Genomic DNA, 15,480 nt, shown 5'->3' on the forward strand with positions numbered 1-15,480 from the left:
ACACTGAGCCTTATGACCTATTATGTCATTTTGACTACTTAAAAATTAAGAATGACTTATCGATTTTCTGAAAGCTTAGTTATTCTTAGAAACTGAGTTATTTTGACTCGTTTTCATTTCAAAAAATCGCGAAACCTGATTAATGCCACCTGATTGATTGAGATCAAGAATAGTCTATTTAATCAGCGCTATAATTGGGCTTCACTGTCTCTTTTGCACAATCAGTGCCAACTTTTTCAAGCCCCGCCAGCACTGGCTTTATTCTCAAAAATCGCTTTATAAAAATGTCAAAAAGACCTTTTTTTTAAGTCAATAAGACTCTATGATGTATATAAACACACACAGTTAGAGTTTTTTATGCAAGATATCTCCGCATCTACCCTCATGGAAATGACCATTGGCCTCGCAAGTGGTGTGAACGATCAAGATCGTTTTAATCGCCTAATCGATGCCATTCGTAAAACCATTACGTGTGATTGTGTCGCGCTCTTAAGCCTTCAAGGTGACACACTAGTCCCTATCGCAATGCAAGGGCTCAGCCGCGACACGTTCGGTCGTCGCTTTATCATTTCAGAGCATCCACGTTTTGCGGAGATATGTGCATCTCGCTCTCCTGTTCGTTTCGATTCTGATAGTTCTCTCCCAGATCCTTTTGATGGCCTACTAATCGACCATGATGGCGACCTGCCAATGCATGCCTGTATGGGACTGCCTTTGCTATTTGGCGATAAGCTATTAGGAGTTCTAACGCTAGACAGCCTTAAGCCAGACGTCTTCGCTAATATTCCAGCACGAAACCTTGAAGTATTAGCAGCCATTGCGGCGTCAAGCATGCAGATGGCATTAACTTTCTCTCAGCTTGAGCATCAAGCAAAACAGTCCAAACAGCTGTTAGAAGAGTTGAACGTTGAAGCGTGGGAACGCGACGGCGGTGAATTAATTGGTAACAGTGACACCATGGTTGCGCTTAAGAACGACATCGCTGTAGTAGCGCCTTCAGAATTCAACATTCTGATTCACGGTGATACGGGTGTAGGTAAAGAACTGGTTGCTCGCACTCTGCACCATCAATCGCAGCGTAAGCGTAATCCACTGGTTTACGTAAACTGTGCGGCTATTCCTGAGAACCTCGTTGAGAGTGAACTGTTTGGTCACGTACGTGGTGCATTTACGGGCGCAGACAAAAACCGCTTAGGTAAGTTCGCACTCGCCGATGGCGGTACCCTCTTCCTCGATGAGATTGGTGAACTGCCGTTAGCCGCGCAAAGTAAGTTACTGCGTGCGCTGCAAAACAACGAAATTCAACCTGTAGGTCAAGACAACATTCAAACCATTGATGTACGAGTGTTGGCAGCCACTAACCGAGACTTAAAGCAAGAAGTGGAAGACGGTCGATTCAGAGCCGATTTATATCACCGATTAAGTGTGTACCCTATCGCGGTCCCTGCTTTGAAAGATCGTGGAGACGACATCAGCTTGCTAGCCGGTTTCTTCCTAGAACAGGCTCGTCGTAAACTCGGCATCAACCAAGTGAAATTCCGCTCTGATGTTCTTGTATTCCTGAACCGCTATGGCTGGCCAGGTAACGTCCGTGAACTTGAACACGTAATCAGTCGTTCAGCATTAAAAGCACTTGCTCGCAGCACCAACAAGAACCTAGTGACAATCACCAAAGAAGATTGTGGGCCGTTGGATCAAGATCAGCCAGTCGCAACAACTCAAGCGAAAACAACTCCGCTATCCACGCCAACGGTTGATCTATCGGCAGGCTTACGCGGTGCAACCGACGATTTTCAACGCAGCATCATCACAGAGGTGTTGGAAGAAGCTAACTTTAACTGGGCGCAGGCCGGACGAGTTCTAAAGACGGACCGAGCAAACCTAACCCGACTATCGAAGCGTTTAGGGTTAAATGTGGCTAAGTCTCACACGATTGAACGGACAAAATAGATATTAGCGGTTTGTTGCGAGCATCTGGCAAAACTTGTGTATATAATGCTGCAAATTGTAACGCTAATTTTAAATATGTAGAGAGAGTTATGAAGTTTATCCGTTGGTTCTTAGGTCGTGTCATTTTACTACTAAATTTTGTTTTTACTCCTCGTGGCGTGAAACGTTCACAAGAAGAACAAAACAAAGTCAATGAGCAAGCTAAATCACACACGTTATACCAATTCGAAGCGTGCCCATTTTGTGTAAAAGTGCGCCGCGCGATGAAACGTCAATCGGTTCAGTTTGAACTTCGTGATGCTAAAAACAATGAACAGCACCGTGCAGAGCTTGAAGCAGGCGGCGGTCGTGTAAAAGTGCCTTGTCTACGTATTGAGAAAGACGGCAAAACTGAGTGGATGTACGAGTCTTCAGACATCGTTGCTTACTTAGAAAAGCAGTTCGCATAAGCTAAGCGAAAGTTAGATACAAAAAATCCCTCGAACGTGAGGGATTTTTTATGTCTGCTATTTGTGCGCTCTTCTCTTGAGAGCAAAACGCTAAAACCTATTTCGCGACAATCAGCATCAGCTCTACACGGCGGTTACACGCTTTACCTTGCGGTGAAGCGTTGGTACACGCTGGAACATACTCACCAAAGCCGCGAGTATAGATAGAACGACTCGATACATAATTGCTCTCTAGGCGAGCTTTCACTTCTTTTGCACGCTGCTCTGATAAAGGGTCATTGATACGATCTGTACCTGTATTATCAGTATGACCTTCAATCACGATATCGATGTCTTGGCGCTGAGAAAGGTAACTACCAAGTGTGTCTAACCATTGGTTGTAAGCGGGTTCAGGGAACGCTGAACCTGTTTTGAAATTCACATGTTGCTCAAGCTTTACCATCACATGGTTACCTGGCAACACTTCAAAATCGATGCGGTTTTGTCTTAGAAAGACTTCTAGCGGGTCGTTCGTTGACACACCACGACCGTAGTTAGTGGTTATGGTTCTTTGGTGTTGAGAGCTACTTTGCATTGAGTAGCCGCGGCGGTTTGTAGTTGTTGTCGTTTGAACAACGCCCCACTCCGGATGCATCAAATCGTAATCTGTTTGCGGCGCTGTCTCTAGCAGATTGTCGCCTAACATACCGGTTGGTAACGTCGTTTCACACCCAGCCAAAGCTATGCTTAACATTATCGCTAAATATCTCATTACTTCACCAACCACTCATGCAGATAAACCATTTACTAATGTCTATATCGGCACCCAGAAAAAAACTTTAGACAAAAAGCACGCACTTCTAAAAAAAGTGCTTTTGATCACAGTTAACCGTCAACTAGCCTGTCTTGGCTCGCTAGTTCGAACTGTTTGCATTTATTTACCTTATAATTGTTTTCCAATTCGTACTAAATAGTTAGAATCTCACGACTTCTCAACGCTAGAGTAAACATCATGTTTAAACCATTTACTAAATTCTTCACTGCGCTTGTTGCTGTACTTGTTATTGCTGGTTGTAGCGAAACAGACGAGCCACAAAAAGGCGTTCAATACGAGGCGCTTCCGACCGCTCTAACAGAATTTAACCTGTCACCGATCACTGAAATCTTCTCTCTAAATTGTGGTCACTGTCGCCAAATGGAAAGTGCAATTCCAGAGATTGAATCTCTAACAGACCAGAAAATTGGCAAGATGCACGTAACATTCAATGAAAGTGCTCAAATCAGCGCAATGATCTACTACACAGCAGTAATGCAGCTAGACGCAACGCCAGACCACGCTTTCATGGAAGACCTGTTCGCTGCGGTTCAAATGGGTGCAGACGCGACACCAGAGCAGCGCCAGCAAGCTCTAGAAAAAGCTTTCACTTCTCGCGGTTTGGTTAGCCCATACCAGTTGAACAAAGAACAGCAAGTAACGCTTTTTGATTATGTTAAGAAAGCAGAAGAAGTTTCAGTAAAAGGTCAGATCAACTCAGTACCAACGTTTATCGTTAACGGCAAATACCAAGTGCTGACAGCTGGTCACCAAGACGTTGCTGGCATCACAAAAACCATCAACTACCTTTTGACTCAACCATAAGGGCGGCTTTAGTCAGCTCATTAATAAACTAAGCAATAAATATAATAGGTTTTACTATGTCTAAATTTGTCATCCCGGTCATCGTCTTTCTTTTGGCGGGTTTCATGATTTACCGTACTTGGACAAATCATAAGTCTGGTGCAGAAAACTTCGAACAAGGTCAACAGTTCCTACTAGAGAACGGAAAGAAAGAAGGTGTGATCACGACTGAGAGCGGTCTTCAGTACCTAGTTCTTGAAGAAGGTACTGGCACTGTTCACCCTACTAAAGACAGCAAAGTAACGGTTCACTATCACGGTACTCTGATCGATGGCACAGTTTTCGATAGCTCTGTAGAACGTGGTGAGCCAATCTCATTCGCTCTTAAGCAAGTAATCAAAGGCTGGCAAGAAGGTTTAACTTACATGGTAGAAGGCCAAAAAGTCCGCCTATTCATTCCGAGCACACTAGGTTACGGCAAAGGTGGTACGGGCCCAATCCCACCATCAGCAACACTGATTTTTGATGTTGAGCTAATCTCTATCCAGTAATCCGCTCAATTGAAAGTAACTATTACGTTAAGCCCCGACATGCAAAACATGTTGGGGCTTTTTATTAGTAAGCCATTGTTTTAAATGCACGTTAGCACTGACCATCATCCGGTTAACACGAATAATCAAGTAATAACACAGCCACTAGACGACTGGTCTAATTTAAATTATAGTATCGACCATGAACGAGAAAACGAATGACACACGCCTGCATATTTTGAATGTTGGCTATCAATTAATAGTGAACAACGGCTTCAATGGCGTTGGCTTATCACAATTGCTTAAAGAAGCGGAAGTACCGAAAGGGTCGTTTTACCACTACTTTAAATCAAAAGAGCAATTTGGTGAGGCGCTAATCCAACACTATTTTGAAAACTACATCACTAAGATTGAATCCATTTTAGTGCACGGTGAAGGCAGCCATTATCAACGAATCTTGAGTTACTTTTCGCTGTGGTCAAAGATTGAGAACGGTACATGTAATGCGCACAAGTGTTTAGTTGTTAAGCTCAGTGCTGAAGTATCAGACCTTTCTGATCCTATGCGCCAAGCTCTGCTAAAAGGTGCTGAGAAAGTCACAACAACCATCCAGCAATGTATTGTTGGCGGTATTGAAGATGGCTCTATCTCGGTAGAAAACAGCCAAGAAGCAGCCCAGAACCTATACTCAATGTGGCTAGGCGCTAGTTTATTAAGCAAGTTAAGCCAAAGTTCACAGAGCTTAGAATCGGCATTACGCCTTACCCAACAAATTTTGAAAGGTGAAAGCCATTAACGCGCACTGCGTTTTATTGGCATTTACTGTTTTAGCTTAAAAGAAATCACCCGCCCTCTTATCAACTTGATGACGGCGGGATTTTTAGGAAACAAGACTAGACGACTGGTCTAATTCTAAATAAACATAATATAAATTAAGGACATCCAATGACTCAACAAGACAATCGTCGCATCGTATTAGCTTCTCGCCCTATCGGCGCACCAACTCAAGATAACTTCCGCTTAGAAACCGTTGCTGCTCCAACAATCAACGATGGTGAAATGTTACTTCGCTCGGTTTACCTATCTCTCGACCCTTACATGCGTGGCCGTATGAATGATGCAAAATCTTATGCCGATCCAGTCGCTATTGATGAGGTGATGGTTGGTGCAACTGTGTGTCAGGTTGAAGCATCAAACAACAGCGATTATGAAGTTGGCGAATGGGTCTTGGCTTACACAGGCTGGCAGGATTATGGCGTATCGAACGGTGAAGGTCTTATCAAGCTAGGAAAAGAGCCGACTCACCCTTCTTACGCACTGGGCATCATGGGTATGCCAGGCTTTACCGCTTACATGGGGTTACTAGATATCGGCCAACCGAAAGAAGGCGACACATTAGTGGTAGCGGCTGCAACTGGCCCAGTAGGCGCTACTGTTGGACAAATTGGTAAGCTAAAAGGTTGTCGTGTCATTGGTGTGGCTGGCGGTCAAGAAAAGTGTCTGTACGCGAAAGAGGTTCTTGGTTTTGATGAATGTATCGACCACAAGGCAGATGACTTCGCAGAACAATTGGCGAAAGCGTGTGATAAAGGCATCGACGTTTACTTTGAAAACGTTGGCGGCAAAGTATTCGATGCAGTAATGCCTCTGCTTAATACAGGCGCTCGAATTCCTGTTTGTGGGCTTATCTCACAATACAATGCTACATCGCTCCCTGAAGGTCCAGACCGTATGTCTAGCCTTATGGGTACACTGCTAGTTAAGCGCATTAAGATGCAAGGCTTCATTATCTTCGACGACTACGCACATCGTTACAATGAGTTCGCAAATCAAATGACCGAATGGCTTTCTCAAGGAAAAATGCACTACCGCGAACACCTAATTGAAGGTCTAGACGAAGCGCCACAAGCTTTCATGGGTCTGTTAGAAGGCCAGAACTTCGGCAAGCTTGTTATCAAAACTAACGAACCACAATAGCTCAAGGATAGAATAGGCAGAATTATGATTACTTTACATCACCTGAATAAATCGCGTTCAAAGCGCATCATCTGGCTACTCGAAGAGCTTGGTGTCGACTATCAAATCAAACCTTACCAACGAGACAGTGTCACGTTTTTAGCACCACCTGAACTGAAGTCCGTTCACCCTCTTGGCAAATCTCCAATCATTGAAGATGATGGCATGGTGATCAGCGAATCTGGCGCGATTACTGAGTACCTCATCGACAAATTTGGCCAAGGTAAATTTGCACCAGCACGCGGTACAGCTGAATACGTTGAGTATTCTCAGTGGCTACACTTTGCTGAAAGTTCGGGCATTTTACCAATGCTGCTGAAGATCTTCGTGATGAAAGACGGCGCCGAAACAAACTTCCTTGGTGGTTATGCTGATGACGAAAATCAAAAGATCCTAACCTTCGTAAACCAATCTCTTGAAGGCAAAACCTACCTTGTAGGGGAAACACTCACTGGCGCTGATTTTATGATGTCGTTCATCGTTGAAATCGTCGATAACTTTGGTGCTACTGCGCTCTACCCTAACATTGCTAAATATGGTGAGCTTTTGGCGAGCCACCCTGCTTACCAAAAGGCGGAGCAACTCGAGTTAGAACACTCCAATTAATCGAGGTTCAGTCTATTCAATGCGTCCATAGCGTGAAAATGACTGTCTAAATGAAGCCAAAGCCGATTTATCTTTCGCTTTGGCTTCTCATTTATCTTCATTTCGACAACAATATCGAGCTCTAAACTGAATACCCATAGAGTTTGATCTTCATGTCAGCAAACCTTGCTCAATACACACCACTGCGCACGTTAAACCAAACGGCGAATCAAGACTTATCGCTACCAGAGCGTTTTACATTCCCGTATTACTATACTCCGCACCCATTGTGTGAAATAGCGATGCAGCAGCTTCAACAGTCACTGCTTGACTGTGGTGCGGATGAAACGTCACAAGGTAATCTCTATGCCGTTCTTCTGGTTCAACATCCTCGAACTCAAGAATTGGGCTACCTTTCTGCATTTTCAGGTTTACAACTCGATTCGTCGTTAGAGTCTCAACTATCGAGCTTGAGCTTTGTTCCATCTGCATTTAATAAACAGCAGTTTGAAAACCAAAACACAGACCGTTTAACTCAACAAGCGACTCTAGCTGACGACATTGCTAACCTAGAGCACACTCATAACTTAGATGAACTGACATCAACGCTGAGCGAACTTAAAAACGACGCGACCAAAGCAATAGAAGCCTTTCAGCTCACCATGGCTGCCAACAAAGCACAGCGCAATGAACTGAGAGAGCAAGCTAACCAAGAGAAAGCACTCGGCAATCTAGAGTCTGCGGCCAACCTACTTAAGCAGTTAGGTAATCAAAGCAGCCAAGAGAAGCGAGACCTCAAAGCACTTCGTATCGAGTGGAAACAGAAGATCGCTGAAAAGCAATCACAAGTAGACGCTATCGAAAGCGAGCTTAAAAGCCGTAAGAACGACTACAAGGCAATTTCTGCAGAATTAGAAACACAGCGCTTGTCTCACTATCGTTTTCTCAACCGAGCCGCAGAGTCAAAGAGCTTGCTTGAATTGTTGGATGGTAAAGACGCGCTTGAAGGCTCTGGTGACTGCTGCCTACCTAAATTGCTTAACTTTGCCTTTGAACACGGCTTTACACCGTTAGCTTTAGCCGAGTTTTGGTGGGGACTACTACCAATAGATATTATTCGACAACACGGAAACCTCTACCCGGTTTGCCAAAGTAAGAGCTTTGAGATCCTTGAGCATCAACTCAGTGGCATTGAGCTAGAAGATAATCCGCTTATCGTAAATCCTGCGGTCGGCAAGTCGTTTGATATTGTTTATGAAGACCAAGAGATCGTGGTCGTAAACAAGCCCGAAGAGTTCTTGTCGGTTCCGGGCAAGTTCATCGAAGACTCAGTATATACGCGTATCAAAGCACGCTATCCAGATGCAACAGGCCCTTTGATTATCCATAGGTTGGATATGTCGACGTCTGGCTTGTTGATCTTGGCGCTCACAGCCGAGTCCAACAAGCACATCCAAAAGCAATTCATTGATAGAACGGTCGAAAAGCGTTACACAGCTCTGCTTGATGGTGAAATCCACGGTGATTCTGGCGATATTAGTTTGCCGTTACGCGGCGACATCACCGACAGACCAAGACAGCTCGTTTGTCATGAACATGGGCGCAACGCAGAAACGCACTGGCAAGCGGTCAGCACTAATAATGGCAAAACCAAGGTGCACTTGTATCCTAAAACAGGCCGTACCCACCAGCTCCGCGTACACTGCGCTCATCCACAAGGACTTGGCGTACCGATTCGTGGTGATGACCTATATGGCTATAAGCGCGAACGACTGCACCTTCATGCGGGCTACCTCAAACTGATTCACCCAACAACCGGTGAATGGATGGAGTTTGAAGTGCCTTCTAAGTTCTAAATCGACTCGTTCTCACACAAAACTAAATCAGTAAAACGAATCAGGGCTCTATATCAAATCGAGATATAAAGCCCTGACTTACAAAAAATCGTGTATTGGTATTAATAATATGGATCAACCGGTTGCTAACACAAGCTAACCCATCACCTCTTTACGCTGATCGACACACTCAAAAGAGCCCATTTCGAACTCACGGCAGATCCATGGTCGGTTTTCATAGATAGTGCACATCAGTGTTTCCCTATCTACCGCTGAACACCAACCATCATCTAAACGTTTCATGGTTTCACCGCCCCACTCATCGTAAGCAATATGCTCTTCTGGGACACCGGTATCTGTGATGATCATAACCTCTAAACGACAACAGCATGCCTGGCAATTGGCGCAAGTTACTTCAGGTTCGGTGATGTTCTTTATCTCTATGGTCATAAGTAACTACACTGCTAAATTTTGCGTATAGTAATCGAAACCATCAGCGACTGCTAATAAAGAACGTTATTCACCTCGCTTTGTCCAGTTCTAAAACAACAAAAGGCGCTGTGATCAAATCACAGCGCCCTTTCATTTTACTTTTCGTTCTGGTGTCAGTTCACTTAGAACAGACTTGAGAAGAACAATTTAATGTAGTCCATCAAACGTTTGAACAAGCCACCCTGCTCAACCGATTCAAGTGCGATCAAAGGCTGAGTTTGAACATCTTCACCATCAACCGTGTAATGAACGACACCTAAAGTTTGACCTTCTGTAATCGGCGCTTTGAGTTCCGAGTTTAATTCGATAGATGCGGTTAGCTTTTTGCTGTCTGACTTAGGTAGCGTGATAAACGTGTCTTCTGCAACTCCAAGCTTCAAAGTGTCTTGGTCGCCAAACCACACTTTCTCTTCAACCACTTGGTCGCCGCCTTGGTGGACATTAAGCGTATCGAAGAATCGGAAGCCGTAACTTAAAAGCTGCTTACTGTCTGACTCACGACTTTTAACACTTGATGCGCCCATCACCACTGCAATAAGTCTCATTTCACCTTGTGTTGCCGAGCTCGCTAAGCTGTAGCCCGCACCCGAGGTGTAACCCGTCTTCATGCCATCAACGGTTAAGCTTCTGTCACGGAGCAAGCCATTGCGGTTGTGTTGCGTGATGCCGTTGTAACTGAAAGAACGCTCACTGTATAAGCCATATACATCTGGAAGATCTTTAATGATCGCTCGGCCAAGCATTGCGATATCGTAAGGCGTTGAATATAAGTCGTCTGCGTCTAAACCATGCGCATTAGCAAAGTGAGTGTTTTCCAATTTAAGCGAAGCAGCCCAAGAGTTCATCAAATCAACAAAGGCATCTTGAGAACCAGCTACATGCTCTGCGATCGCAACACTGGCATCGTTACCCGATTGAATAATCAAACCTCGGTATAGATCCATCATCGCGACGTCGGTATTTACTTCAATGAACATTTTTGAAGAGTCAGGAAAATTCTTTGCCCAAGCGTTTTCACTAATTCTGACTTTATCATCTGCAGAGATGTTGCCTCGTTTCATCTCCTGACCTGCCACGTAGCTGGTCATCAGTTTGGTCAAGCTTGCTGGGTTCAACTTGGTATGCGCATTTTTTTCTACGAGCACATCACCAGAATTAAAGTCGATTAACACATACCCTTTCGCGCCCAAACTTGGCGGAGCCGGTACTATAGAAGGTGCTGCGATAGCTGCCGTGCTAACCATCGCTGCGTTACTTACAATGAATATACTTAATAAAGGGAGAGAGTATTTGGAGAACAGTTTCATTGAATTAAACCTAAGTTAACGTTTTGACCAGTATAGACAAATGCTAGCAAAAGAAGCGCGAACTTTACGTTGCTTTACGCAAATGTACCTTTAGTTACAAATAAAAAAGTATATTCTGCGATCTGTTCATTTTTCCGACCGTTAATATTGACCAAACAAATACTCTCCCCACTTAGTATTTGCTACTTATCTCTCTGGCATTTGTCTAAATAGCATCTCCACAAAACCAGAAATTCGCTCTTTGCTCTCACTTGCTTCAAGGTCAGCCTGAATACCCGTTTGTGCTAGCGCTCGCCACTGGATCACCTGAGAATTTTCGCACTGAAAACACGATGTACAGAGAACCTTTTTCGGCGAGTTTGCCCTTTCCATCATAGAATGGAACACCTGTAGAGAGCTGAACCGCATCGAAAATGGAGTTGTCATTAAGCTCTGACTCTTCGGCTAGGCCAAAGCCAACCACCACGTCACCAACATCCCCACCTTGCTCTAAGCGGTACCCCTTTTCAGTTAACTGCTCTTCAATTGCATCACGTACCATGTCAGTCACGACGGTTTCATTGTATTTCTTAGAGAGGTATACCTGTTCTGATTGCGGGTGCCACGAATAAGTCGTGACGCCATTTTTCATAAACTCGAAGTCACCGCTAGTAACGACACCATAATCATGCACAGGCAGTTGCTCTTGGGTCGTACATGCCGTCAGCCCAATGCTTATCAAGGTCACAAGCACAGCAGTCTTTATTTTTTTTTGCACAAATGGATCGTTTTATCATGGTTAGAGCCTTTACCTATATATCAATAACTATCAATTGAACCACCAACATAAACGGTAATTATGTTAGGCAAAAATGCATTAAACGTTTGCGTAATCGCTAACCTTCACTTCTACCTATTTTGGGGGTTTAATCACAAAAACGGAGTTGGTATAGTCTACCCCGTTAAACATAACCAGACCATTCGAGGCACGGAGCTTCCTCAATCATCTCATGAAGAGAAGAATTGGTACCGACAAAGTATCGGCAAATTTAAGAGGGTCAAACAATGGAATTCAATATGGTTGAGATTTTAGGTTACGCTGCGTCTATTATGGTCGCAATTTCATTAACAATGAAAGATATCGTTCGCCTGCGTGTCCTTAACTTTATTGGCTGTGCACTCTTCACAGCATACGGCGTTATGATTGACGCTTGGCCAGTGGTAGCAACCAACGGCTTCATCGCATGTGTAAACATCTACTTCCTTGCAAAAATGCAAAAGGAAAAAAAAGCGGAAGCGATGAAAGAAGCAAAAGCTTAATTTAGCGACTAGCGATTTCAAACTATTCTGAAAAAGCCCGAATAGAGCGATCTATTTGGGCTTTTTTATATCTGTTATTCCTCTACACGCTCACTACCTTCTACTTTCTCAACGTTCGGACATAGCAGGCGTAAAACATAGCAAGACCATGAATAAATAAACAAACGCCGAACAGGATTGAGTTCGGCGTTTGACTCTACGTTAAGTGGTTTGTTTAAAGAGGCTGAGCTAGAAAGCTCTCACCTCTATCAACCAATCAATACTATGAACACACTTTGGTCCAGCTACCGTCACTGCTCGGCTCAGAACTTGTCCACCAGTTAGCTTGGTAAATGCTGCCATTGTGAACCACTTGGTCACCCGTATTAGCATGGCTTGGATTACCGGCCCAGTCTTTCTGAGGCAGATCTGGGTACACTGTTAGGCCTGCGGTATCACAAGTGCCAGGGTTACCGCCACCGGAACTGATATCACCTAAAGGTAAATCAGGTTGCTCAAAGCTAAACGCATAATCAACACCACCTACGTTAACGGCATAGTTGGCAGGGCCTGAAATTGGTAAGTAATACACCATGTCCAGCTCATACACGCCACCAGCAGGCAGTTCTTTCCATGCAGGTAATGTGAAGGCTACGCGGTGCATAGTTCCGTCTAATCCACCGATGTTATCCGCACGAGTATGACCCGAAGCAATCACAGTCAAACCACCACCAGATTGATCTTTCGCATTATCTGGCGCTGATACTGGAATGTCGAACTGGAACTCTGTACCACCAGGCAGTGCTTGACCCGTATTGTTGGTAAACGTGATCTTAGGGTTAATTGGGTAGTTTTGGTCACCGACTTTGAAACCACCAACCGATACTGCGATGTCTAATGCTTCGGTAGGAATTGCACCAGTCGCGACTTTGTTGCCATATGGCGTTGCCGACTTAAACTTATCGTAGATCGCTTTAGTCATTGTGTTACCCATGTGGAACTCACCGTTACCGCTGTTACACGCTTGCTCTGTGGTATCAACCGTTGTGCGGTTGCCACTTGCATCAAGTACATAACAGTTATAGTCGCCAGCCAGTTCCCAGAACATGATGCCGCCGATTTCTTTGTCGATAACGTAGTCCGCTTTCACGTTGATAGACTCTTTATCTTCCGTAGAAAGGAACACGCCTTTTTCAGCATTCCATAGCCAAGGTGCAACTGCCACGCTGTCGTAGTTACGCGTGTAAGTGCCTCTTAGAACATCTGTTGGATCGTTTACAGGATCAAGCTTGTAAGCATCCGCATAAGAACCCCAAATGCCTTTCTCTAGGTTCTTCGCATGCCACATTGGGTTCGAACCTGCGCCCATTTCTTTTCCTTTAGGGTCGGTATCGTGCCACATGTTATCGATACCAATCGCGCCGTGACCACAGTTGTTCTTCTCGCCTTCACCTGTACCAGCGGCACATTCAGATTGATTAGGCAGTGCAGCTCGGCCCCAAAGACCATTTTCACCACCTGTTACACCCTGCCAACCACGCGTGTAGTAAGGCACACCGATGTTAATGCGACCAGCTGGCATTGAACCGCGGAAGTAATGGTAGGCCCAATCCGTGTTCAGGTAGCCAATACCACCATAAGCCGCCGTGTTGTATACGTTCCACTGTGCTAGCTCTGAATCTTTACCTGTATCGAACAAGGCAGCGTTATGGCCAACGTGATCGTTCCAAGCACCGTGAAGGTCGTAAGACATGATGTTCACGTAATCAAGATATTGAGTGACATCGAATGTTTCCATACCGCGCAACAGGTAGCCAGAAGAAGGTGCCGCGATAGTTAACATGTAGTGATTGCCATCTTCAGCAGACGCCACATCAAGCTTCTCACGCAATACTTTCATCAGTACTTGGTATGAAGCCCATAGGTACTGTCGACGTGGTTCCATGAAGTCTTTGTCGTATGGGTTACCCGCACCAGCCATTGAAGTTGGATACTCGTAATCAATATCTAGACCATCGAATTGATACTTACGCAGCATTTCAACCGCTGACGTCGCGAACGTTTCGATGCCTTGATGGTTGATTGAGCCATCAGCATTGGTCGTCATAGTGTAGAAACCACCATCAGCGACACGGCTGCCGTCTGTGGCAAAGTGACCACCAGTCTCAGCCCAACCACCAATCGAGATTAATGTTTTAACACCGTGTTTTTTCTTGGCAGTTGCGAGCGCACCAAAGTGACCTTTAAAGCCTAATGCAGGGTCAACCTCTACTCCCGGCCACTCTTTACCGACAGCAGCATTATTTGGATCGTTTACGTCACCAACGTTTACTTTGCCATCTGAACCGATGCTCACGAATGCGTAGTTAATGTGTGTAAGCTGTTCCCAAGGAATATCATTCACTAAGTAAGCCGCTTGTGGGTCGTCCCCTGCACGCCAGCTCGTGAAATAACCAATCACACGACGAGGGTGATCCGCGCCCATTTTCTCACGGCCTTCATCATCGTAAATGGTACAGTAAGGAACATCGACACCTTGAGTTTGATACAAGCCATCAGGACGACATGTACTCACCGTTGGAACACCATTTACCTTTAAAGAAGCCAAGGCTGAATCCGTTGTCGCACCTTGATCGTCGGTTGCTTTAGCGTAAACAGCTAGAGTACCTGCTTGAGTGGTTGTGTAGTCAAGCGTATACGGGCTTGTCGCAGCCGTACCAACTAAAGAACCTGCCACATAAAAATCTACTTTATCAACCGTACCATCACTGTCTGCAGCCGTTGCCGTGAGTGTTACCACGCCACCTACATCTACAGAAGCCGCTGAAAGTCCAACTGATACCGTTGGCGCTTCATTGCCAGGTTGCAGTGAATCAACAGAAACAGATACCGCACTTGCGACACTAGCTGCACCTTCATTGTCTGTTGCTACAACAGAAACCTGATGGTTGCCAGACGTTGCAGCCCAAGTCGCTTCAAATGGTGCTGCTGTTACTACTGCGATGGAAGTACCATCGACAAAAAACTCTACTGAAGCAACGCTACCATCAGCATCAAGTGCCGTAGCACTTAAGACGACATTATCGCCCTCAACGATCACATCTGACGCGGTAGGTGCTGTTAACGAAGCGGTTGGCGCTTCATTTGGCGTGCCACCATCTCCGCCGCCGCTACACACATCAATCTTTTTCCATTGTGCATAGTCACCTTCAAATTGGCTCGGGTTGTTGTTTTGATTCCAGTAATTCGCTGAGTATGCGCTGCCGTCATGTGAAACCTGATCACCACCGGTGTATACCGTGGCAGAATCCCACGCTTCTAACGTTGAACAATCAACAGCCGCGTAGCTATTGAACGCCATTAAGCATGACGCGGTGAGAGTACTGAGTGTAAAAACCTTCTTGGCCACTCTTCCTTGGTTTAGGTGCATGTTAGCTGTCC

The 15,480-nt window shown here is 45.0% G+C and carries 13 protein-coding genes and 1 pseudogene; 9 read left to right on the top strand and 5 right to left on the bottom strand.

From position 1 onward, the window contains the following. Positions 1–357 precede the first annotated feature (357 nt). A complete protein-coding gene (gene norR / locus BTO10_RS03375; protein WP_004740098.1) occupies positions 358–1,950 on the top strand; it encodes a nitric oxide reductase transcriptional regulator NorR in 1,593 nt (530 codons plus the stop codon). A gap of 89 nt (positions 1,951–2,039) precedes the next feature. After that, positions 2,040–2,399, top strand: a complete 360-nt coding sequence (locus BTO10_RS03380) for a glutaredoxin family protein (protein WP_004740097.1) — start codon at positions 2,040–2,042, stop codon at positions 2,397–2,399. Between the two features lie 97 nt (positions 2,400–2,496). On the opposite strand, the gene BTO10_RS03385 is transcribed toward BTO10_RS03380, so the two are convergent. Beyond that, the gene (locus tag BTO10_RS03385; protein ID WP_004740096.1) at positions 2,497–3,132 is read right to left on the bottom strand and encodes an OmpA family protein; all 636 of its coding nucleotides are present in this window, start codon (positions 3,130–3,132) and stop codon (positions 2,497–2,499) included. Positions 3,133–3,390: 258 nt separating this feature from the next. On the opposite strand from BTO10_RS03385, the gene BTO10_RS03395 reads away from it, so the two are divergent. The 6 genes from BTO10_RS03395 (at position 3,391) to BTO10_RS03420 (ending at position 8,983) form a co-directional block, all read left to right on the top strand. Then, positions 3,391–4,017, top strand: a complete 627-nt coding sequence (locus BTO10_RS03395; RefSeq protein WP_105023566.1) for a thiol:disulfide interchange protein DsbA/DsbL — start codon at positions 3,391–3,393, stop codon at positions 4,015–4,017. 56 nt (positions 4,018–4,073) lie between these two features. Continuing rightward, on the top strand, positions 4,074–4,547 hold the full coding sequence (locus BTO10_RS03400) for an FKBP-type peptidyl-prolyl cis-trans isomerase (protein WP_004740094.1): 474 nt from the start codon (positions 4,074–4,076) through the stop codon (positions 4,545–4,547). Between the two features lie 181 nt (positions 4,548–4,728). Next, complete coding sequence (locus BTO10_RS03405) at positions 4,729–5,322, top strand: TetR/AcrR family transcriptional regulator (protein ID WP_004740093.1); 594 nt, start codon at positions 4,729–4,731, stop codon at positions 5,320–5,322. A gap of 149 nt (positions 5,323–5,471) precedes the next feature. Then, the gene (locus BTO10_RS03410; RefSeq protein ID WP_105023567.1) at positions 5,472–6,503 is read left to right on the top strand and encodes an NADP-dependent oxidoreductase; all 1,032 of its coding nucleotides are present in this window, start codon (positions 5,472–5,474) and stop codon (positions 6,501–6,503) included. 24 nt (positions 6,504–6,527) lie between these two features. Beyond that, positions 6,528–7,148, top strand: a complete 621-nt coding sequence (locus tag BTO10_RS03415; RefSeq protein ID WP_105023568.1) for a glutathione S-transferase family protein — start codon at positions 6,528–6,530, stop codon at positions 7,146–7,148. Positions 7,149–7,300: 152 nt separating this feature from the next. Further along, positions 7,301–8,983 (top strand): RluA family pseudouridine synthase, encoded by a 1,683-nt coding sequence (locus BTO10_RS03420; RefSeq protein ID WP_105023569.1) that lies wholly within the window; start codon positions 7,301–7,303, stop codon positions 8,981–8,983. Positions 8,984–9,118: 135 nt separating this feature from the next. Here BTO10_RS03420 and BTO10_RS03425 read toward each other — a convergent pair whose 3' ends face one another. The 3 genes and pseudogenes from BTO10_RS03425 to BTO10_RS03435 form a co-directional block, all read right to left on the bottom strand. Next, a complete protein-coding gene (locus BTO10_RS03425; protein ID WP_080566553.1) occupies positions 9,119–9,412 on the bottom strand; it encodes a YkgJ family cysteine cluster protein in 294 nt (97 codons plus the stop codon). A gap of 164 nt (positions 9,413–9,576) precedes the next feature. Next, positions 9,577–10,761: a D-alanyl-D-alanine carboxypeptidase family protein gene (locus BTO10_RS03430; protein WP_105023570.1), complete on the bottom strand. Its 1,185-nt coding sequence runs from the start codon at positions 10,759–10,761 to the stop codon at positions 9,577–9,579. Between the two features lie 186 nt (positions 10,762–10,947). Then, a pseudogene (locus tag BTO10_RS03435) lies at positions 10,948–11,537 on the bottom strand (DUF4136 domain-containing protein). A 268-nt stretch (positions 11,538–11,805) separates the two neighbouring features. On the opposite strand from BTO10_RS03435, the gene BTO10_RS03440 reads away from it, so the two are divergent. Then, positions 11,806–12,060 (top strand): YgjV family protein, encoded by a 255-nt coding sequence (locus tag BTO10_RS03440; protein ID WP_008219360.1) that lies wholly within the window; start codon positions 11,806–11,808, stop codon positions 12,058–12,060. Between the two features lie 262 nt (positions 12,061–12,322). Here the strand turns inward: BTO10_RS03440 and BTO10_RS03445 are convergent, their stop codons facing one another. Then, positions 12,323–15,469 (bottom strand): chitinase C-terminal domain-containing protein, encoded by a 3,147-nt coding sequence (locus tag BTO10_RS03445; protein ID WP_105023571.1) that lies wholly within the window; start codon positions 15,467–15,469, stop codon positions 12,323–12,325. Positions 15,470–15,480 lie beyond the last annotated feature (11 nt).

Source organism: Vibrio chagasii (assembly GCF_002954585.1).
GTDB classification, from domain to species: Bacteria; Pseudomonadota; Gammaproteobacteria; order Enterobacterales; family Vibrionaceae; genus Vibrio; species Vibrio chagasii_A.

Bases quoted from the DNA above. Each gene is read 5' to 3' on its own strand.
- norR (WP_004740098.1), top strand. From the start codon at position 358: ATGCAAGATATCTCCGCATCTACCCTCATGGAAATGACCATTGGCCTC.
- BTO10_RS03380 (WP_004740097.1), top strand. From the start codon at position 2,040: ATGAAGTTTATCCGTTGGTTCTTAGGTCGTGTCATTTTACTACTAAAT.
- BTO10_RS03385 (WP_004740096.1), bottom strand. From the start codon at position 3,132: ATGTTAAGCATAGCTTTGGCTGGGTGTGAAACGACGTTACCAACCGGT.
- BTO10_RS03395 (WP_105023566.1), top strand. From the start codon at position 3,391: ATGTTTAAACCATTTACTAAATTCTTCACTGCGCTTGTTGCTGTACTT.
- BTO10_RS03400 (WP_004740094.1), top strand. From the start codon at position 4,074: ATGTCTAAATTTGTCATCCCGGTCATCGTCTTTCTTTTGGCGGGTTTC.
- BTO10_RS03405 (WP_004740093.1), top strand. From the start codon at position 4,729: ATGAACGAGAAAACGAATGACACACGCCTGCATATTTTGAATGTTGGC.
- BTO10_RS03410 (WP_105023567.1), top strand. From the start codon at position 5,472: ATGACTCAACAAGACAATCGTCGCATCGTATTAGCTTCTCGCCCTATC.
- BTO10_RS03415 (WP_105023568.1), top strand. From the start codon at position 6,528: ATGATTACTTTACATCACCTGAATAAATCGCGTTCAAAGCGCATCATC.
- BTO10_RS03420 (WP_105023569.1), top strand. From the start codon at position 7,301: ATGTCAGCAAACCTTGCTCAATACACACCACTGCGCACGTTAAACCAA.
- BTO10_RS03425 (WP_080566553.1), bottom strand. From the start codon at position 9,412: ATGACCATAGAGATAAAGAACATCACCGAACCTGAAGTAACTTGCGCC.
- BTO10_RS03430 (WP_105023570.1), bottom strand. From the start codon at position 10,761: ATGAAACTGTTCTCCAAATACTCTCTCCCTTTATTAAGTATATTCATT.
- BTO10_RS03440 (WP_008219360.1), top strand. From the start codon at position 11,806: ATGGAATTCAATATGGTTGAGATTTTAGGTTACGCTGCGTCTATTATG.
- BTO10_RS03445 (WP_105023571.1), bottom strand. From the start codon at position 15,469: ATGCACCTAAACCAAGGAAGAGTGGCCAAGAAGGTTTTTACACTCAGT.